At 45.0% G+C, this 20,746-nt stretch carries 17 protein-coding genes; 7 read left to right on the forward strand and 10 right to left on the reverse strand.

The features are described from left to right. Window positions 1-239: 239 nt before the first annotated feature. The 3 genes from BP74_RS14465 to BP74_RS14475 all read right to left on the reverse strand — a co-directional run bounded on the left by BP74_RS14465 (window position 240) and on the right by BP74_RS14475 (window position 3,361). Window positions 240-1,805 (reverse strand): FMN-binding glutamate synthase family protein, encoded by a 1,566-nt coding sequence (locus tag BP74_RS14465; protein ID WP_496375063.1) that lies wholly within the window; start codon window positions 1,803-1,805, stop codon window positions 240-242. Window positions 1,806-1,923: 118 nt separating this feature from the next. After that, the gene (locus BP74_RS14470; RefSeq protein WP_496375064.1) at window positions 1,924-2,097 is read right to left on the reverse strand and encodes a hypothetical protein; all 174 of its coding nucleotides are present in this window, start codon (window positions 2,095-2,097) and stop codon (window positions 1,924-1,926) included. A gap of 274 nt (window positions 2,098-2,371) precedes the next feature. Further along, window positions 2,372-3,361: a YncE family protein gene (locus BP74_RS14475; RefSeq protein WP_496375065.1), complete on the reverse strand. Its 990-nt coding sequence runs from the start codon at window positions 3,359-3,361 to the stop codon at window positions 2,372-2,374. 949 nt (window positions 3,362-4,310) lie between these two features. On the opposite strand from BP74_RS14475, the gene BP74_RS14480 reads away from it, so the two are divergent. The 3 genes from BP74_RS14480 to ligD all read left to right on the forward strand — a co-directional run bounded on the left by BP74_RS14480 (window position 4,311) and on the right by ligD (window position 12,525). Beyond that, window positions 4,311-7,373, forward strand: coding sequence for a T9SS type A sorting domain-containing protein (locus BP74_RS14480; protein WP_496375066.1), 3,063 nt, complete (start codon window positions 4,311-4,313; stop codon window positions 7,371-7,373). Window positions 7,374-8,665: 1,292 nt separating this feature from the next. Beyond that, window positions 8,666-9,766, forward strand: coding sequence for an SGNH/GDSL hydrolase family protein (locus BP74_RS14485; protein WP_496375067.1), 1,101 nt, complete (start codon window positions 8,666-8,668; stop codon window positions 9,764-9,766). 710 nt (window positions 9,767-10,476) lie between these two features. Further along, window positions 10,477-12,525, forward strand: a complete 2,049-nt coding sequence (ligD, locus tag BP74_RS14490) for a DNA ligase D (protein WP_496375068.1) — start codon at window positions 10,477-10,479, stop codon at window positions 12,523-12,525. Window positions 12,526-12,737: 212 nt separating this feature from the next. On the opposite strand, the gene BP74_RS14495 is transcribed toward ligD, so the two are convergent. The 4 genes from BP74_RS14495 to BP74_RS14510 all read right to left on the reverse strand — a co-directional run bounded on the left by BP74_RS14495 (window position 12,738) and on the right by BP74_RS14510 (window position 14,365). After that, window positions 12,738-13,097 carry a hypothetical protein gene (locus BP74_RS14495; RefSeq protein ID WP_496375069.1) on the reverse strand — a complete coding sequence of 120 codons (360 nt, stop codon included), beginning with the start codon at window positions 13,095-13,097 and terminating at the stop codon, window positions 12,738-12,740. Between the two features lie 27 nt (window positions 13,098-13,124). Next, window positions 13,125-13,397, reverse strand: a complete 273-nt coding sequence (locus BP74_RS14500; RefSeq protein ID WP_496375070.1) for a short-chain dehydrogenase — start codon at window positions 13,395-13,397, stop codon at window positions 13,125-13,127. Continuing rightward, on the reverse strand, window positions 13,387-13,821 hold the full coding sequence (locus BP74_RS14505) for a hypothetical protein (protein WP_496375071.1): 435 nt from the start codon (window positions 13,819-13,821) through the stop codon (window positions 13,387-13,389). The genes BP74_RS14500 and BP74_RS14505 overlap by 11 nt, the downstream gene beginning before the upstream one ends. A gap of 121 nt (window positions 13,822-13,942) precedes the next feature. Next, a complete protein-coding gene (locus tag BP74_RS14510; protein WP_496375072.1) occupies window positions 13,943-14,365 on the reverse strand; it encodes an SgcJ/EcaC family oxidoreductase in 423 nt (140 codons plus the stop codon). 580 nt (window positions 14,366-14,945) lie between these two features. Here BP74_RS14510 and BP74_RS14515 point away from each other — a divergent pair. The 4 genes from BP74_RS14515 to BP74_RS14530 all read left to right on the forward strand — a co-directional run bounded on the left by BP74_RS14515 (window position 14,946) and on the right by BP74_RS14530 (window position 17,892). Continuing rightward, complete coding sequence (locus BP74_RS14515; protein ID WP_496375073.1) at window positions 14,946-15,296, forward strand: ArsR/SmtB family transcription factor; 351 nt, start codon at window positions 14,946-14,948, stop codon at window positions 15,294-15,296. A gap of 222 nt (window positions 15,297-15,518) precedes the next feature. Continuing rightward, a complete protein-coding gene (locus tag BP74_RS14520; protein WP_496375074.1) occupies window positions 15,519-15,797 on the forward strand; it encodes a hypothetical protein in 279 nt (92 codons plus the stop codon). A gap of 109 nt (window positions 15,798-15,906) precedes the next feature. Further along, complete coding sequence (locus tag BP74_RS14525) at window positions 15,907-16,494, forward strand: DUF6642 family protein (protein WP_496375075.1); 588 nt, start codon at window positions 15,907-15,909, stop codon at window positions 16,492-16,494. 123 nt (window positions 16,495-16,617) lie between these two features. Further along, window positions 16,618-17,892 (forward strand): cryptochrome/photolyase family protein, encoded by a 1,275-nt coding sequence (locus BP74_RS14530; protein WP_496375076.1) that lies wholly within the window; start codon window positions 16,618-16,620, stop codon window positions 17,890-17,892. A 70-nt stretch (window positions 17,893-17,962) separates the two neighbouring features. Here BP74_RS14530 and BP74_RS14535 read toward each other — a convergent pair whose 3' ends face one another. The 3 genes from BP74_RS14535 to BP74_RS14545 all read right to left on the reverse strand — a co-directional run bounded on the left by BP74_RS14535 (window position 17,963) and on the right by BP74_RS14545 (window position 20,532). After that, entirely contained in the window at window positions 17,963-18,193 is a 231-nt protein-coding gene (locus tag BP74_RS14535; RefSeq protein WP_496375077.1) for a hypothetical protein, read from the reverse strand. 272 nt (window positions 18,194-18,465) lie between these two features. Then, window positions 18,466-19,248 carry a slipin family protein gene (locus BP74_RS14540; RefSeq protein ID WP_496375078.1) on the reverse strand — a complete coding sequence of 261 codons (783 nt, stop codon included), beginning with the start codon at window positions 19,246-19,248 and terminating at the stop codon, window positions 18,466-18,468. A gap of 9 nt (window positions 19,249-19,257) precedes the next feature. Continuing rightward, complete coding sequence (locus tag BP74_RS14545) at window positions 19,258-20,532, reverse strand: NfeD family protein (protein WP_496375079.1); 1,275 nt, start codon at window positions 20,530-20,532, stop codon at window positions 19,258-19,260. Window positions 20,533-20,746 lie beyond the last annotated feature (214 nt).

The raw sequence follows: 20,746 nt of genomic DNA on the forward strand, positions 1-20,746 counted from the left end.
ACCTTTCATAGCATGGAGCAAAGGCGGGAGACATTGAATCATTTAATAAAAACGTTGTCGTTTATGACCACCCGGGGCCCCGCTTGTTCTATTGTTCTGCGGTTCTTTTCCTTCTCAACTTGTCAACCTGTCAACTTTTCAACTCTCTCACCCCGACTTCAGACTAATTCCCTTCCTCCTAAAAATCCTTATCAACCTTAGTTTGTGCATCGCCAGGGGACACCGGTTAATTCATTATATTAATTCAGTTGTGAAGAATATTTGTATTGCAAATTGCTTTGCTTTCCGGGAAAATATATCTGTTCGAAATTTTTCACCTGGTACTCGTTCACGCGTCGAAAGAATTTGGAGGGCACTATGCCAGCCAGGTTTTTAAAACCACAAGCTTCCATCAGTTCTTTTGTGGCTTCCATTGTGTTCGCATGAAAATTAGCTACGCGTACCTTCTTTACTTCCGGATCCAATCCCTTATATAAAGAAGGGTTTTGAGTGGCCACCCCTACAGGGCACCTATCTGTATCGCAAATCAATGCCTGTATGCAACCCAATGCCATCATCATCCCCCTGGCACTATAACAGGCAGAGGCGCCAAGCGCTAACACCTTCATAATATCAAACCCTGTAATGATCTTTCCTGCGGCAATGATCTTTATACTGCCGGTTAAGTTATAGTTGTCCAATGTTTGTTTTACAAAAGCAATGGCGTCATACAGCGGCATGCCCAGGCTATCGGTAAACTCAAGTGGTGCAGCACCTGTTCCCCCTTCAGCACCATCAACGGTAATAAAATCGGGGATAAGGCCGGTAGTTTTTATAGCATGGCAGATATCTATAAACTCCTGCCTGTCCCCGATACATATTTTAAATCCAACAGGTTTCCCGTTACTTAACTCGCGCAGCAATTGTAAAAATTCCACCAATCCTTCGGGTGAATTAAATACGCTGTGCGCACCTGGTGAATGCACGGCTGTTCCGGCTACCACCTGCCTGATGGCAGCAATTTCAGGTGAGTTCTTTTTAGCTGGCAATATGCCTCCATGTCCCGGTTTGGCGCCCTGGGAAAGTTTCAGCTCAATCATTTTTATGGCAGGATGCAAGGCTTGTTTACGAAATGCCATCGCACTGAAATTGCCCTGCTGGTCGCGACATCCGAAATAGCCTGTTCCTACCTGCCAAATAAGATCGCCTCCTTTCAGGTGATAGTCACTAATACCGCCTTCGCCCGTATTGTGGGCAAAGCCTCCCAGTTTGGCGCCTTCATTCAATGATGTTATAGCTGTTTTGCTCAGCGCCCCATAACTCATAGCCCCAATATTATAGATGCTTGCATGGTAAGGCTGCATGCATTGTCCATTGCCAATCCATACACGTAGATCATTTTTATCAACACGCACCGGGTATACAGAATGGGCTGCCCATTCATAGCCAGGTTTGGTTGGATCGGCCTGCATGCCGAAGGCAACCGTTTGCTTTTCATTTTTCGATCGCTGGTAAACAACTGATCGCTGGCGCCTGTTAAATGGCTTGCCATCCAAATCGGTTTCGAAAAAATATTGCCGCAGCTCCGGGCGTATGCTTTCTAACAAATAACGCAAATGCCCCAGCACCGGGAAATTTTTCAGGATCGCATGGTTCTTCTGGTTCAAATCCCAGGTACATAGCAGCAATAAGGGTACTGACAGGAGTAACCACCAGTATAGGTTTTGATTATGGGTATAGGCAAAACCTATAATGATGATGTTTATGATCATCAGCACCCCTGCAATCATATTACTGGCGGATGCCTTTTTTTGAAGCCGGCTCATAGTTATTTATTTATGGTAAATGGATTTACCTGATCACAAATAGATCAATTAAAATTTCTGATAGATTGTCCAATGCTTATTGGAACCTGGCGGTTGTTGAGAACCTGTCTAAACCAGGTTAGGCAAGTGGCTTATAGGCCTTGAAAGAGGAGAAATAAAAAATATCCCTGCAGAATGGTACAAACTCAGGGAAAGAGCCGGTATAGCAATCACTCATGTCTATCACCAATGGAATGGGTGAACAATGATTAGTATGATTGTGTGCAAAATGCATTGGTACAAACTTACTCATTATCTATCATGAAAGCCTGTTACAACCATGAATGGTTCGTTAAAGATATTTTCATTTGTTAATGCTGAGAGGTAATTATAGCAAAGCAGTTAGCCATATTCGATTGCATAGACAATCTTTTCGATATGGCTAATGGTACTATCAATACAGATAGCCAACCAGCATTTTTTCGGAAGGTGGACAGTATTCCAAATTTTCTTTGATAGGCTATATAACAGGAAGCTATACACTGAAATGAAAGACGGGAAGCGTCCTGGATAATTACCAGTAAAACCTATTTTTCTTTCACTACCAGCACCTGGAAAGTCCCGGGTTTTATTTTGGGACGAGCAGTGCCGACAGCAGGTTCAAAATCTGCAGTAGGTAAATAAATGGTTTGGCTGGCTTCGTCAAAGCAAATAGTGCGGGCGCCTCTTTTAGTGGGGTAGTTGCCTACCACAGCATAATGGTCGGCATCCGTTTCCTTGATCACACTCAGGTTGCCACTTTGGCCATTGGATGTATATACCAGGTTTTTGGCTTCATTGAAAGCCACACCGTCACAGCCATCACCGATAGGTAATTTGGTCACCACTTTTCCATTGGCGGCATTCAGCACTACCAGGTAGCCATCGCAGCCGGCAAACAATCGGTTGGTGGCCTTGTCATAGGCCAGGCCTGTGGGTCCTTCGGCACCGAGGGGCCAGCGGGCGGTCACCTTATTGGTTTTTAGATCAACTGCCGCTACTTCGTTTTTATCTTCCAGGTTCACATACAAATGGCCCTTCCCGTCAGATACAGCTTCTTCGGGCTTGCCGCCTACTTCTATTGTTTGAATGACCTTATCCGCTTTTGGATCGATCAAAGACAAAGTTTTGCTACTGCCATTGCAGGTGATGATGGTTCCGGTAAAAGGCTCAAAGAAAATGGCGTCGGGGTTGTCGCCGGTGGGTACCTGGGTCAGTACTTTATCAGTGGCAAGGTCAAATACGGTGACATTGTTCAACCTGCCATTGCTGGTATAGCCATGGTTCAATGCCTCATCAAAGGCTATCCCGTGTACCCCGGTCGTCTGCGGAATAACGCCCACCGAATCGCCGGTGGCGGCATTGATTATATTGACCTGGGTGCTGTGGGAGAGATAGAGCTTTCCCTTATGCAAACGGATGTAATCCCATCCCCCGTGGCTTTGGATCTTATAGGTATTTACAACGGAATAACCAGGTTGCTGGGCGCAGGCCTGCAGGCTATGAAGGGTGAGGAGGAATAAGAATTTTTTGAACATGGGTAATTGTTGGAAGAGTAATAAATATAAACTGATTTGGTGGAATAGGGAGGAGTTAAGGTGTTAAAGAGTCTTGCCCTCATCTTTGCGAACCTCTGCGAAAAATCGCTGCGTTCTTTGCGATACTGATTACGCCAAGATGCATAGGTATGTTGTCATTGGCCAATGAAGTCTTTTTTTTGTTCAGCGTATTGGATTGAGCGTGGTTTTATTTTTTATGATTGGTGCCTTCGGCGAGTCACTTTCTTTTGCTGCCCAAAAGAAAGTAACCAAAGAAAAGGGCACCTTGCCGCTATTGCTCCGCAAGCGCAAGGAGGCCAGCGCACAACGGTCTTTACAATATATAGGTTGATACCTTGGATTAGGGTCTTTTCTTGAAAGCGTATACTTCACATCATATAGTTAGACACAGAAAGATCAATCACGTGCTATGCGCAGAAACTTAAGGTGCTGAATTGCGGACGGTGGGCTTCGGCCTATAAAGGTTTCAGTAATCGAATACCCGCAATGAGGCACTGGACCAGTCTGAAATTTTGCAGTGTTTGGTTTCGTTAGATTAATGCTAATAACAGTCTGATTGTAAAGTGTAAAACTGGTTGGCTTTCTTCTTAGCGATACTTTGCGAAATCTCCGTGTTCTCTGCGTTACTAATTACGCAAAAAAATTCATAGGTATGCTGCCATTTAGCTTTATTTGATATCCCCCTATTTCGATCAGATAGCCTGTTCAATACTTCTCTTTAAAATTTCAACAATCTGCTCCAATTAAGTGATTTCCCTAATGTGTGCTAAGGGAAATACCTGTTTTTGAACGGATAATTTAAGGGTTTCACCGTACAGATGGGCCCGCTGGACGCCCCGAACTAAGGGTTTACCCTAATGTCCTGAAATTAAGTAAAATATTCTGTTGTTTTCCGGGGTCTTTCGGGACCCTCCAAAACTAATTGATTATGAAAAATCTACTCTCACTGCTGGTGAGTGTGCTTTTGATAACGAATGCTTATTCCCAATCTCCCGGACTTATCATCCGCCCACTGCCCGTTCCGGGCATCACTGCCTTAAATCCTGATGGCAATGCCTATAGTTCTACAGGAACAATCGGCTTTACCACCGACGATATTTCTCAAAGTGAACTGCCTTTTACCATAGTTCCTGCCGCCATCATTGAACCTACCGGTGACCTTCAAACGGGTCCTACAGGTGGATTTACCGATATCGTGACCCGCGTGGATGGCAACGGCTTATACCTGTATAAGGACGCTACCAATATCTATTTCAGGCTGCGCCTGGGCAACGTGATCTCAGGTTCCAAATCCTACTCCATTTTACTGGACACCGATGGCAAGATGGGCAGCAGCGGCAGTTCGGCCGATCCCAATTACGTAGCTCCTTCGGGCAGCAGCAATGGCAACCCCGGTTTTGAATACGAGGTGTCCTTTCAAACGAACAACCAGGTGGCCGTATATGCTATCGATGGTGTGGGCATACCCCCGGCACCTACTAGCTATTCCCTGAATACCAATTCGCAGATCTCCGTGGCCCTGTCCACAGATGGCAATAACCCCGATTATTTTTACGACTGGTACGTGCCACTGACCGCTATTGGCAGTCCAGCGATCCTGCGCATGGTGGCCACCACCCTTACCGCTCCCGGTTCGGCCCTTACCGGCACCCGGTCGGATGTGTATGGGGTGAATGATGCCAACTATTCCAGTACGGCGGAGGCCTGGATGACAGTGATCAATGCCCAGCCCATCATCCCTCTCAGTCCTTTTGTTCCTGCAGGTCCTACCTGCACAGCGGCCCCTGTATTGAACAGCCCTATCACGGCGGGAAACAGTATTGCCGTTACCGGCACATGGACAAGGATGGATGCCAGCAAGCCTTCCACAGCTACCATTAAATTATACCAAAATAACAATAGCACGCCTGTAGGGACTACCACGGTGACTACCGGCAATACCTGGAGTATCACGGTGGCATCTGTAACTACCGGCGACCTTTTTTACGCCAAAGCGGTTGCCACAGGTGAGTCGGAATGCCTGCAGTCTAACAACGTTATTTCTGCTGGATGCAGCACGCCACTGGCTATGCCGGTGCTTACATGCGCCTCTACCAAGGGCATCTCGGGCACTATCACCTCGGGAGCCACCGTAACTGTTTATTTCCTGCCCACGACCAGCGCTTCACCCACATCCAACCCGGTAAGTACGGTTAGCAACCTTACTTACCCTACGGCAACCAGTTTCGCCTTTATGAGCAACGGCTGCTCCGGCAGCCCGGTGCTCAGTGCCGGCACCTATATGGTGGTGGCTTCCAATGGCAGTTGCACTTCCGCACCGCGGTTTGAGTGCATTACCTCGGGCAGCAGCTCCATCCTGGGTCTTTCATCCAATACGCTTTCCCTTACAACACCCATCTATCCCTACCAGACCAGCCTTAGCGGCACCGGTTCAGCCCTGAATGATATCCTGCGATTGTATATCAACGGGCAATACAAAACCAGTATTACCGCTTCGGGCACCAGCTTTACTTTTACCGGGCTTTCGCTGAATTCGAATGACCAGCTGCAGGTGTATTCTCAAAAAGGGAGTTCCTGCATGACGGTTTCGCCCACATTTACCGTGAGCTGTTATGCCACGCCACCGGTGATCACCCTCAATGCCACGGGCAACCTGGTAGCTGGCGCGACCACGGTGACCGGATCATCATCTTATCCCGGTGCTTCTGTTCAATTGTATAAAGGCACGTCACCATCGGGTACTACCGTGGGCAGTGCTGCCACAGTGAATAGTTTCGGATCATGGTCGGTGACCACACCGGTACTCGTTGATGGAGAAACTTATTATTGTATGCAGACAACAGGAGGCTGCACCAGCGTGGCTTCTTCGCAGGCTACCGTACTTGGTCCAACATCCTGCCCGGGTATCAGCTTCGCCGCTGCCTCTTCCGACAACAGCAGCAGTGTAACGGTCAACATGAGTGCTTTCACCGGCACGCTGCGCTTATACGAGGACGGGGCCTTGATAGCCACATCTACTGCCTTGACAGGTGCTACTACCTATACCTTTAGCGGGCTTGCCAATACATTGTATTACAACGGTGTGCTGACGGTGACCGCCAAATCGGCCATCGCGGCGGAAAGTATTTCCTGCGCCAGTCAAACCGTGGCCTGTACGCCAGCGCTTACCCCGGCGATCACACCAACAACTTCTACCATCAATGCGGGACAGACTGTGACCTTCTCCGTGAGTAATGTCACTGCCAATGCCTGGTATGCACTGATGGATTATAGCGGTAACAGTTTTGGTACCTCGCAGTACAGAACCACCACCGCCGGTTTTACGATTACCACCAAAACGATCAATACAGCTTCCACCTATAACCTGAAGCTGACCGCTGATAAATTAACGGGTTGCCCGGCCAGCTTTGCCACTGCGAGCATCACGGTCAATCCTGTTACGCTTCCCGTAAGCTTCCTGAGCGTGAATGTCCAACCCAATGGCAATGGCGCCCTGCTGACATGGTCGGTGGCCAATGAACTGGATGTGCTGCGCTACGAGGTTGAGAAAAGTATTGACTGCCGCAATTTCAGTGTGAAAGGGCAGGTTGCATTTAAGCAAGCCATAGGAACAACGAACACCTACACCTACACCGATAACGCAGTGAACGGACAGGATGTTTGTTACCGCATCAAACAAATAGACCTTAATGGTAATGTTCATTATAGCCGCATAGTAAACCTTACTGGCATGCTGCACAACAGCACGGTAGTGGGTCCTAACCCGGCATCTCATTTCATTACGATCAGCAAGAGTAGTACGACAACTGAAAAGATCAACGTAAGCCTGGTTGATATGAATGGCAGAATGGTGTTCCAGCGCTATGTAGTGTTGCTACCCGGAATGAATTCATTTGATATCAATAACCTGGAAGTGTTTGGCAAGGGACAGTATGTTGTTCAATTGCTTGGCAGCAGGACGAGGGAATATGTGAAGGTGGTGGTGGAGTGAGTCATGAGTCGGGAGCCTGGAGTCAGAACCACGGAGGCAGAGCGACACGGTGGGGCACGGGGGATTGAAAAGAATATCGAACAATAGAATAAGGAATTTCGAATGATGAAGGAAGGGAGCACCACAGGGACAGAGCGGCACAGAGGTTCACAGAAAAAAGTTTAAAAGGAAAATACTCCACCTGGGGTCTACCCTTTTGAGCTTTGTGAATTAGCAAGGGGGACCCCGGGTGATTCTTTAGAACCGCGGAACAATAGAACAAGGAATTTCGAATGATGAAGTGGTTAGGTCGGAGAGACATTAACCATGACAGCTCTTTTTTAGGTCATTTAAATTTTCAATGATCAACGCTCAATGCTCAATTTTCAAGGTAGAGAGAAAAATGTATGTTGACAAGTTGAAAAGTTGACAGGTTGATAAGGAAGGGAACCGCAGAATAATAGAACAAGGAATATCGAATGATGAGGGAAGGCAGAACCACAGGGACAAAGCGGCACAGAGGTTCACAGAAAAAAGTTTTAAAGGAAAATACTCCACCTGGGGTCTACCCTTTTGAGCTTTGTGAATTAGCAAGGGGGACCCCGGGTGATTCTTTAGAACCGCAGAATATCGAACAAGGAATGTCGAAAGATGAAGTGGTTAGGTCGCAGATACATTATCTATGACAGTCCTTTTTAGGTCATTTAAAATTTTCAATGATCAATGCTCAATGCTCAATTTTCAAGGGAGAGAGAAAAGTGTATGTTGAAAAAAATGGCTTACAGTGCAGTTCAAAGATCCAGCCTGGTTGTGCACATGTGCCCTTGCCAATCTGATACAATGGATGAATTTAAAGTAATGACGCTATTCATTGAACAAAATCCCCCTCTGGCAAGTTCCCAATGTGCGACCTGACCGAAGTCCCCCTTTGCAAAGGGGGAAAGTAGCCACTCTGCTCTTCCAGGAAGGTTCTAAAGGGGGATTTTGTTCAGTAGACGTAACTCTATATTTGATGATAATTTAGCTAGCTAACAATTAATGACAATGGCACTTTTCCCGCTTTTTGCCCCATAGCGCCAATAAACCTCTTCTCTCCTTTTCAACCTATCAACCTGTTAACTTACCAACCTTTCCTCTCCATTTCCAATACTATTTTAACCACCACTATAAAATCCTGGATTTAATATTTACCTTATATCCCGCATTCCGCAGGAATGCTGTTTTGCACACAACAGTATTAGCCCCTTTTATGAGGGGCTTTTTTTAAGCAATACCACAAACTGATTATATTCATTCTTTATCCCAATGAACATATGCGTACCATCAATACCTTACTCATCGCAACGATTTGCTTTATTACTGTTAGCTGTAGCAGCAGCAAGCCAGGAGGAACAACCTACAGTCTTCCGGCCACGGCCTTCAAAACCTATGGAAGGTATTCCACCAGCAATCATGAACTGGAGTTGATCAGTTCCGCCGCTCATTTTGGTTTAAGCTTCACAGGAAACCAATGCAAGGTCTATGCTTCCTTTCCCTACAAGGGAGGACACAACTACCTGCAGTATGAGCTGGATGGCGTGTACCAAAAAAGATTGCGGATAGAAAATGGAAGCACCGAACCACTGGTGATTGAAGCACCGGCAGCGGGAAAGCATACGGTATGGATCTATAAAGCCACAGAAGCCACTACCGGCCCTGTGATGATACAAAAGATAGAGGCCGAAGACATCAGGGCCATTGAAAAACCTGTGATGCCATTGATAGAATTCATTGGCAACAGCATTACCTGCGGAGCGGCGGCGGATCCATCCGAAGTCCCTTGTGGACAGGGTGAGTACCATGACCAGCACAATGCCTATTATGCCTATGGGCCAAGAGTGGCGCGGGCACTGGGCACCGAATACATTATGAGTAGTGTGAGTGGCATTGGCATTTATCGCACCTGGAACATGGCCCATCCTTCGATGCCACAGGTATATGAAACACTTGACTTCCAGGAGCAGGGTACTCGCAAATGGGATTTCAACCTGTACAAACCACAGGTGATCGGCATTGCCCTGGGCACCAATGACTTCAGCGATGGTGATGGCGTACATCCCCGGGCGGCATTTGACAGCGCCCGCTTTGTCAGGGATTATACAGGGTTTGTGCAACTGGTACGTTCCAAAAATCCACAGGCCCGCATAGCTTTATTGAGCAGCCCAATGGTGAAGGGCGCGAAGGCCAGGCTTTTGGAAAACTGTTTGACAGCCGTGAAGCAACATATTGATGGACTCTATCCATCCGCAAAGCCAGTCTCCTTGTTCTTTTTCAAGCCGATGGAAGCGAGGGGATGCGGCGGGCACCCCAGCGTGGAAGATCATGCGATACTGGCAGAAGAACTGCTGCCATTTTTTAAAACCCTACTGAAGTAGAACTAAGATTGGCAGGATTAGAAGGATTATTGTGGAGGAGAAGGGCCACAAAGGCACGAAGACGCGAAGGAGCACTAAGAGAATATCGAATATCGAACAAGGAATATCGAATGATGAAGTGAAAGAGAAGAACCACTGTGGCACAGCGCCACAAAGACTCACTGAGAAATGGAATTAATGAAGAAATGGTTTAGGAGGGAGAAACATTATCTATGGTAACGGTTATTTACTCGTCACTGCGAGGAACAAAGCAGTCTTTATCTATGGAAGCTTATTAAGTTTTATTCAGTAGTATGAGATTGCCACGGCGGGAATTGATAAAACAGTCAACCATTTCCGTTAGGTCAAAAAAACATTACTAATACAATGACGCCTATACTTTTACCACAGACCCCGCATGTGGCGGGGTTATCCCGCCATTCGTCGGGACAGGTATGATCAAAGAGTAGTCTATGGTCAAATAGTACTACCAAATAAAAACGTCGCTTCACTACAGTCCAAAGATGCTTCGTGCCTCAGCATGACAAGGAAAAGTGTGAGCGATTGCAGTTAGTACTATTTTTGGCAATTAATATTTTTGACTTTTCTCTGTGCGTCTATGTGTCTCCCTGGCTTTGTGGTTCATTTCTCCCGACTCCCAACTCCCGACTATAGACTCATTTCCCCGGTTTAGTTTTTGAATAGTACAGGCAAAACAGAAGGTGGGAAAGATGCCAAAAACAGCCCTGAAACTCAGTAAAACCGCGGAATTGATATGGAAGAAAGGGAAAGCCGCGCCCATGCCAGAAGACCTGGAACCGATGCTGGCAACATTGGTGACACAACCCGTTGAGGAGGAAGGATGGGTTTATGAAATGAAATGGGATGGCTACCGGGCATTAGCCTATTTACAAAATGGGAACGTTGAATTGCGCTCGCGCAACAATAAATCCTTTAATGAAAAATTCTACTCTATCTATGATATCATGGCCCGTTGGGGCATCAATGCCCTCGTGGATGGGGAGATACTGGTACTCAACGAACAGGGCCTCCCGGATTTCTCAGACCTGCAGCTTTGGCGCAGCGAAGCTGACGGTCACCTGGTGTTCTATGCTTTTGACCTGTTATGGCTGGAGGGACGCTCTCTAGTGGACCTGCCCATGGAAGAACGAAGGCAGTTGTTGAAATCCATTATGCCCGGATTCCCATCGGTACGTCTGAGTGAAAGCCTTTCAGCCACTGGTGAAGAGGCTTTCAAAGAGGCCGAACAAATGCGCCTGGAAGGCGTTATGGCCAAGAAAAAAGGTTCGGTGTATGTACCTGGCGCCCGGAGTAAGGACTGGCTGAAGATAAAAACAGAGAAACGCCAGGAACTGGTGATAGGTGGCTACACCAGGAATGAAGGAACCAATAAGCTTTTCAGCGCTCTTTTGCTGGGGATCATGGAAGCTGGTAAGTTCAATTTTGCAACTCCTGTGGGTACGGGCTTCAATAAGGAAATGCAGCAACTGATCATCAAAAAACTCAAACCCTTTGAAACCAGCAAGTCGCAGTTTGATACGGAACCTGAATATAATAAGCCTTCCCGCTTTCGCCCGCACCCTCCAAAAGCCGAAGTTACATGGGTGAAACCCAGGCTGGTCGCGGAAATTTCGTATCGCGAGCTGACCCGGGATGGCGCTTTCAGGCAACCTTCGTTTAAGGGCTTACGGGAAGATAAGAAAGCTTCAGAAGTAATAAGGGAAGTACCCGCAAAAACAACTGAGGTGGTAAAAGCTTCTAAAATGGCAACCCAGAAGGTCCTGACCGCACCCCCCAAAAAAGAGCGCAAAACGTTGCTGAATCCCAAGGAAGAATCCCAGACCCGCATAGTTGGAGGTCATGAAATCCGCTTCACTAACCTAAGTAAGATATACTGGCCAAAGGCCCCAAAAGGCTATAAAAAGGAGGTAAGCAAGCGGGATATGATCAATTATTATTTCCAGGTGGCACCCTATATGCTGCCCTATTTGAAAGATAAGCCGCATACACTCAACCGCCACCCGCACGGCATTGAAGGGGAAAGCTTTTACCAGAAGGATGTGAAGGGTAAGGCCCCGGAATGGATAGAGACCTATCCGTATTACAGCTATGCGGATAAACGAGAGAAAGAGTTCCTGGTTTGTAGCAACGAGGCCAGCCTGCTTTATATGGCTTCACTGGGCTGCATCGAGATCAACCCCTGGCACAGCAAGAAGAACACGCCAGATAATCCGGACTGGTGCATCATAGACCTTGATCCTGACAAGAACGATTTTGAGCAGGTTATCAAGGCAGCGCAGGTTGTGAAAGCAGTACTGGACGGTATAAAGGTGCCCTCCTGGCCCAAGACATCGGGATCTACGGGGCTGCATATCTATATACCATTTGGAGGCAAGTACAGCTATGAAAGCTCTAAGGAATTTGGCCGAAGCTTAATGAAGATCGTGCATGCCGAGATACCAGGATTTACTTCTATCGAACGCAAGACTGCAGACAGGAAGGGCTGCATTTACCTGGATTTCCTGCAAAACAGGCCACAGGCCACTGTAGCCGCTCCCTATTCATTAAGACCTAAAGCGGGTGCCCCCGTTTCCATGCCGCTGCATTGGGAGGAGGTGAAAAAAGGCCTTCGAAATACCGATTTTCATATCGGAAACGCAGTAGCAAGGCTAAAAGACCAGGGAGATATTTTTAAAGGAGTACTGGGGAAAGGGATAAACCTGGAGAAAGCGGTGAAGGCCATATCGGGTATCGAATAATAGAACAAGGAATGTCGAACAATGCAGCAAGAGGCCGCAATGTTGTTAAGGCTCAAACCAGCAATAAGAGAATGTATGGTTATGTAATTGAAAGAGGCAAAATTGTCTATAATGTCCTTGTCAAACTTTCAATTTTTCAGCCTGTAATCCACGCCAGTCAACAAAAAAAGGAAGACCACCGGACTTCCTTAAAATGTTGAGTAGAAATGAAACTACTGCTCGGTGGCTTCGATAAGTTCAGCGGGAACTTCCACTTCTTTTGGCAGATTTTTGATCGACAGGTTGAATTTGGAATCCATGCTGAAATGAAAATCCTCGCGGGACAATAATTCTTTTACTGTACTATCCAGCAATAAGGTATCGGCCAGGTCTTTTGCAGGAACATTGTTCTTGGTGCTGTTCCTGATACGACCGCCAATAGTGTCGAAAGAAAAAGAGTAGCCCGTTTTTTTGGCCACATTGCCTTTTTGAAAATCGATGCTGTTCATAGCCAGGCTTTGCTCAGCAGATAATGATTTTTTCAAAAGGATCTTAATAACGGGCAAATACTTGCCCCAGGTCATTGTATACATAGTTATATTATTTCTTATGAATAATGCTTATTCCTCAAATGCTTCAGCATGAGGCGTGAGTCTTTGAAACTCAGTACCACAGAAAATCTTGGCGAGGCCAACATTCTTTGTTTGATTATAAGCATCGAAATGTGTACGGGTAACAATCCGCCAGAAGTTCTTTGACTTCAGGTCGCTGTAATCCCTGTCCTTTATAAACAAACCATAGATAGCATCCCTTTTTTTGAAAGTGATCTTAACATAGTTGTTCGGTTCCGTGGTTTTTTTAGCCAGGAATTTTTCGATTTCTTCAATATTCATAATTGCCTAATTTATTTTTTATCCTATCAACCCAGGTAGCTGGATTCATAGTGGTTACAGCCATAATATGGCCGTCAATAATGCTGCCATTTAATTTATAAATAGCATGTTGAGCTTCGTGACCATCAGTCATCTCAACAAGCGCTTCACCGTTAGGTCCACCACTTAAATTGCTGGTTAACAATGTAGTAGAAGAAACAATTCCGTGTGTAGCAAAAAGCAGTTCTAAAGAATCAGCCGTAACTTTTTTTCCTAAATTGGAAATATATATAACCATAAATGTTTTAATTCCGTCTGAGATAGCAAAGTTGTGAAGGGTTTCAAAACATCGGGAAAGAGATAACAAAACTGCTAAAAACTCAAAGTATGCCTCAAATTTACGCTTTATTTCTGAGGAAAGGAATGGGAGGTGAGAAGTTAACAAGGCTTAGGGAGCTTTGCATTGACTGGCAGAGAAATAATTCAGTGATGGATTATTAAGAATTGTACTAAGTAATTTAAATAATCTGGTTTGGTTTCGCATGATCATTTTCAATACTCATGCCTCAATTTAATGTAAAAGCAGGCAGGTCCATATTATGCATAATCAGGATCAACCAGTGTCCTCCCTCATTCCGCATGATCAAATTCATCAGTCCCTTCCTGTCAGGCCAGGCATTTCCTACCGGATCGGTAGCCCCTTTCATATACCATGTCACATCAACAGCAGCAAGATCCTTGTTGATCAGGCGCACTACAGGTCGCTCCGTACTGAGATGGCTGGACTTGAACATGGTAAGGAATATGGGCGCATGTTGGGCCTCTATAGCCTGCCTTCCATGAAAACTCTGTCCAAATACATTGGTGAAATCAGCATCTTCGGCAAATGTTAAAGAATATGACCTGGGATCATGTACATTCCAGGCCCTTGCCAATCTATCGATGGTCATTTTTATCGCTTCTTCAGCAGCTATCAGTTCACGTATCATGGTAGAAGGTTTTAATGATCAAAAATCTTGCATTGCATATACAAAGTTTACTAAGACATACACTCATGTAAAAGCCAACTATTCCTTAACTGGCAGAAAGCTTGCATGAATGATTTTAAATGGAGGTTGAATTGCAAGTCTGAAATATTGTGATAAAATACCAGTAATTAAACCGGGAATCAAGAGCAGGATTTGGAAGATTGCTTAATTTTTAAATACAGCCCTGCCAGTTGATTGGTGAAATATTATTCAACTTAACCCTTTGTATAACTGTTATTTTAAGGAATTATATGTTTATATAAATTTATTGACTATGATCAATGAATGTATCCATGATACGGTAAAATGATACCTTGAAGCAGGTTATTTACTTATGTGTCAAAATATTATGAATAATACAATACAGCTATCCTGCTAAACTCTTGTTTCATTATTAAACTGATTTATTGTTCAACTGTTAAACAAGATTGGAATTGATTTAAAAATCGTATATATTTTACCGTTACTGTGACATTTGTCACATGCAAGGCAAGTATAACATGTTAAGTTTGATATACCAATCATTAATTAAACATCAAATATGCAATCCAACGAGAACAACTTAAACATTAATGTGATCGAGGTAAAAAAAGCTGCTATGGTGCTGAGGGCGATCAACCATAAGCTAAGGCAACAGATCGTGCAATTGATCCATAGTGCCGGAAGAATCACAGTAACTGAGATTTATGTAAAGCTGCGCCTGGAACAATCAGTTGCCTCCCAACACCTGGCCATCCTTCGCAAAGCTGGTTTCCTGAACACTGACAGGGAAGGAAAGTTTATCTATTACAAGGTGAATTACGCCCGCTTCGACGAAGTAGATGCCTTTACCAAACAGCTATTGCATAGTACCAACAGTAATATGGCTATGTCTGAGGCAGCAGCTAATTGAGGACTTCCACTACTCAGGTTAGTGGATCCAAATAATTGATAGATCTCAAGGGTCCCGGGGGAAAACATATAGCCAGGCCAAACTACCTGGCTTTTTATTATACAGCAACCTGGTTGTATGGAAACGATCAGTACTTAGCTACAATATTTTCACTGCACAATAGAAATTCATTGGCATAGAAGCCGGATGCGCTGAGTAAATCCTTATTTTACATCCATGCCCATGGATGACTACCGTTTTGCGCTGGAAGAAGCAGTGCGCACCTTACATAGAGTAGAGATAGAATTGTTTACCGCAATGGTAAATGTTGGTTTTAAAGGTCCCTATGATGATCTTTCAAAACTTCACGATGTTGGTGAAGTGATCAACCTGGAAGTGGCCATGTTTGAAGAAACCGGCGACAGGAATGTGGACCTGTTAATAGAAGCGTTGAAAAAAGTGGCCCAGGTGAAACAGGAACTCCTGAATGTAAATGCTATTGATATTGACCTGGAAGACTAAAAAACCTGCACACCGGTGAAGCTGCAGAAGAACTGATCCTGTAACAGCTCCTATTTTTACCTTTCACAATACCTAAGGATTTTTATTTTTGATTTTTACTGAATATCCTATGAAGATCGCCAAAGCAAAGCACAAGAATATATACTGCATTGAAGGCAACTGGACACATGACCTACGCGATAAAAGAAGTATCAAGACAGGGCTGGAATTCCTGGAACATAATTCTTACTCCAAAAAACATGTTCTGCATATACACAGGCAATGTTCTTCCCTGCCGGAATTTGAGAACCTGCTAAAAGAATCCCTCTTCCGAAAATATGAGCGGTATAGTATTATTTACCTGGCATTTCATGGCCATGAAGGGATATTACAGGTAGGTAAAAGAGCCAGTATCTCTATTGATACCATAGCGGAAATGCTGGAGGAAAAGGCACAAAATAAGATCATTCATTTTGGAAGCTGTGAAACACTGAAAGTAAAAAAGCCTCAGCTAAACCGTTTCCTGAAAAAAACCGGCGCACTGGCTGTTTCAGGCTATGAAAAAAGCATTGATTTCATGCCCAGCACCTTCCTCGACCTGCTCTATTTTCAATTTTGCCAGCAATACCAAAAGATGTACCTGGTAGAACAGGATGTGAAGCAATACTATGGCAAACTGGCAAGAGAGCTGGGTTTCAGATTGATCTATGAGAAATGATCAACAAAGGTCCCTGGTAACCTGTACTAACCTATCTCAGCTTATCAACTTTTAAACCTTCAAATTTCTAACCTATACTCCCTTTTCACCCAACTTTACTGCTACAAATTTGTTTTATAGCAGATGAAACTGGCAATACTATGGTTACGAAGAGACCTGAGACTGAAGGATAATACAGCATTGATGCATGCATTGGCCTCGGGGCTGCCTGTTCTACCCTTATTTATTTTTGATGAAAATATATTGAAGGAGTTGCCTGAAGACGATGCCCGTGTAAGTTTTATAGTACACTCACTCGAGCAGGTACACCATCAATTAAAAGAACGGGAAAGTTCCCTGCTATGTAAAAAAGGCGATCCGTTGGCAGTATGGAAAGAGTTGATCAATGAATATGAAATAGAACAGGTTTTTACCAATAAGGACTATGAACCCTATGCCAGGAAAAGGGATGCAGACATTGAAAAACTTCTCAGTAAAAATGGTATTGCATTTCATAGTTATAAGGACCAGGTGATCTTTGAGGAAGGGGAAATTGTAAAAGAAGATGGCAGGCCCTATACAGTATTTACGCCTTACAAAAATAAATGGATGCTGGCCCTTGAGCATTCATCAAACTCCAAACCTATTCAATGGGATAAGTTTTATAAGGCAAACTTTCCTATGCCATCGCTCAGGGATATTGGCTTCCGTGAGTCTGCCATAAAAGTACCTTCCTTTGATGCCAGTGTTTTGGATGATTATGCTTCCAACAGGGATTTTCCTTCGCGTTCTACATCTCATATTGGTCCGCATTTAAGATTTGGAACCATAAGTATCCGGCAACTGGTAGCCAGTTTAAAACCACGGCATACTACCTTCCTTAGTGAGCTGGTCTGGCGTGAATTCTTTATGCAGATCCTGTTTCATTTCCCACACGTAGTGCATCAAAATTTCAGGGAAGCTTATAACGGGATACCTTGGAGAAATAACGAGGCAGAATTTGAGAAATGGTGTGCAGGAAAAACCGGCTACCCGCTGGTGGATGCCGGCATGCGCCAGCTGAATGCCACAGGCTTCATGCACAACAGGGTGCGCATGGTGACAGCATCCTTCCTCTGCAAACATTTATTGATAGACTGGCAATGGGGTGAGGCTTATTTTGCCAAAAAACTGCTGGACTATGAATTGTCATCCAACAATGGCAACTGGCAATGGGCGGCCGGAACAGGATGCGATGCAGCACCCTACTTCAGGATCTTTAATCCTATGACTCAGGCGAAGAAATTTGATAAGGATGGAAACTATATCAGGCAATGGGTGCCCGAAATGGATGGTTTCGGTTATCCTGAACCGATAGTGAACCATGAAATGGCAAGAAAACGTGCACTCGAGGCTTACAAAAAAGGACTGGCAGGTTAAAATCAATGAACTGTAACCTTCATGCCTTATTTCGCATATCCCATGGTGTTATTTTAAAGGAAAAATCCCTTCAGCTTTTCCACCGGAAGTCACATTGACCGGGTGCTTTTGAAGGGAAGATAAAGCTATACTTACTCAACTTCATGAGCTCAAGAAGCCTCGTAGCACTAACACCATATACCTGGGTTATCTCCTGGTATTCTTCATCACTGAGACCCATATTTTGCATGATGATTTGTTCAGAGGCTGTTTCAATAGCAGCCGCGGACAGAAGCCGCTTTTTTGTAAAAGAAGTTTTCATAGGCTGGAATAGGATAGTGACACAAATTACTTACTCCTTTAACACGGGAGTCATTTCTACTGGACGAATATAGAGCGCTAGTGGTTTTTACTTATTTCTATAAGCAATATTTATAATGAGAAATAAGGCAAAATGCTGTAACAGCAGAGGTTAGTAACCATAAATGGTCAATACGTCACCTCCTCTGCATATATTATTAAAGAAATAGAATTAGCAAAGGGAACGTCTATGCCTTTCTAATAATTTGACTACATCTTGATTCTTAGATCAAATCAGCTTGTTAGTTTTTCAACTTTACCGCCTTTAATAAAAGCCTGCAACAGGTCAATAGGTACAGGGAAAATAGTGGTAGTGTTATTCTCCGATGATATTTCAACCAGTGTTTGTAGGTATCTCAATGTTAGTGCACTGGGATGGCTGCCAAGTATCTCGGCAGCATCTGCCAGTCGTTGAGATGCCTGGAACTCACCCTCTGCTGAAATGACCTTGGAACGTCTTTCTCTTTCTGCTTCTGCCTGCCTGGCCATGGCACGTTGCATTTCCTGCGGCAGGTCAATCTGTTTCAATTCAACATTCGACACCTTGATGCCCCAGGGCTCTGTATGTGCATCAATAATTTGTTGTAATTGCTGGTTGATCTTATCCCTTTTGGAAAGGATCTCATCAAGCTCCGATTGACCCAGCACACTTCGCAGCGTGGTTTGCGATATCTGCGAGGTGGCAGTGAGAAAATTCTCAACCTGCACTATGGCTTTCTGTGGTTCTATGACCCGGAAGTAAACAACGGCATTCACTTTAATAGATACGTTATCCTGCGTGATGACATCCTGCGGCGGCACATCCAGCACCACGGTGCGCAGGCTCACCTTCACCATTTTATCAATGATAGGAATTAAGAGTATCAGGCCGGGACCCCTGACCCCATTTTTGCCAGCCAGGCGACCTAACCTGAACACAACCCCCCGCTCATATTCGCGAAGGATGCGAATGGCATTACTTAAAATGATCAGCGCAAAGACGATGATTACAATGAGCACAATCGGATACTGTTCCATATTCTTTCATTAAGTGGTTTGAAGAGGTTCGACCGTGAGACGGAAATTTTTCATGGAAAGCACCCGTATCTTTTCTCCAGGCTCAATGCGCCCCGCTATTGACTGGGCCTGCCATATCTCTCCATGCACCCTTACATTACCCAACGGGTCCAGTGGTTCCAGCACAATACCTGTCTCCCCGATAAATCCTTCCAGACCTGTTACCGGCTTCGAACGCTGGGCCCTGATTCCGGCTCCTACAACAAATAAAAAGAACAAGGCAGTAATAGCGGTGGTGGATATGATAACCGTGGTGGATATTTTAAGTAAAGGAAAGGCAGTATCGTCGCGTATCAGCATAAGAGACCCAAGCAATAGGGAAACAATGCCCCCGATCGTTAAAAGGCCATGGCTGGTGATCTTTATTTCGAGCAGGAAGAGAATGATACCAAAGATGATCAGGGCCAGCCCGGCATAGTTCACTGGTAATGTATGCAGGGCATACAGACCTAATACAAGTCCTAAAACACCTGCTATACCAGGAAAAATGGCACCTGGATTATATAGTTCAAAAAGCAACCCATAGAATCCCAGCATAAGGAGCATGTAGGCCAGGTTCGGGTCACTGATGATATTCAATACTTTTTCAGAAAAGCTCATCTCCAGTTGTTCGACTGAGGCTGAGCGGGTGTGCAAGGTGGCTGTTCCAGTTGAAAGTTCGATGGTGCGGCCATCAATCTGTTCCAGCAGTTGCCGCGTATCAGTAGCCAGTAGGTCCACTACTTTTTGCTGCACGGCTTCACTGCCGGTAAGCGAAACACTTTTACGAACAGCTTCTTCTGCCCAGCCAATATTGCGGGATCTTTTTTCGGCAATGGTGCGTACAAAGGCTGCAGCATCATTGGTCACCTTTTCATTCATGGTAGTATCCATCTGGCCTTCAGACACCGGGTGGGCGGCCCCAATATTAGTGCCCGGGGCCATGGCTGCTACATGTGCGGCCAGCGTAATAAAAACACCTGCAGACCCTGCATGTGCACCACTGGGTGAAACATAGACCACTATTGGAAGCGGCGCATCCAGGATGGCACCTACAATGACCCTTGTAGACTTCAATAAGCCTCCCGGGGTATTCAAATGGATGAGCAGGCACTGGGCATTTTCCTTCGTGGCTTTTTGAATGCTTCTTTCAATAAAGCTGGCAGAAGCCGGGTTGATGGTTCCATCTATAGTAATGGAGGCCACTTTTTGCGCAGGTAACACAAAAGGAAAGGAAAGAAAGAACAGTAAAAGGATCGCTTTCACAATACTGTAATTTACAAAAAAGAAAGCGCATCCATTCACAGAGCTTTGGGCTTATAATACTGCGAACTATCCAGGCCATACAAAGCTCATGCACCTGGTTAATAGTCAATACATTGTATTTTAACGGCTTTCAATAGACCTTCCCAACCTACCTGCAAGCAGGTTAATTGGTTTAATTTTTGCTCATCAGGTCAAAGCGAACTGGCCCATGTGA

It is taken from the genome of Flavisolibacter ginsengiterrae DSM 18136 (assembly GCF_059568575.1).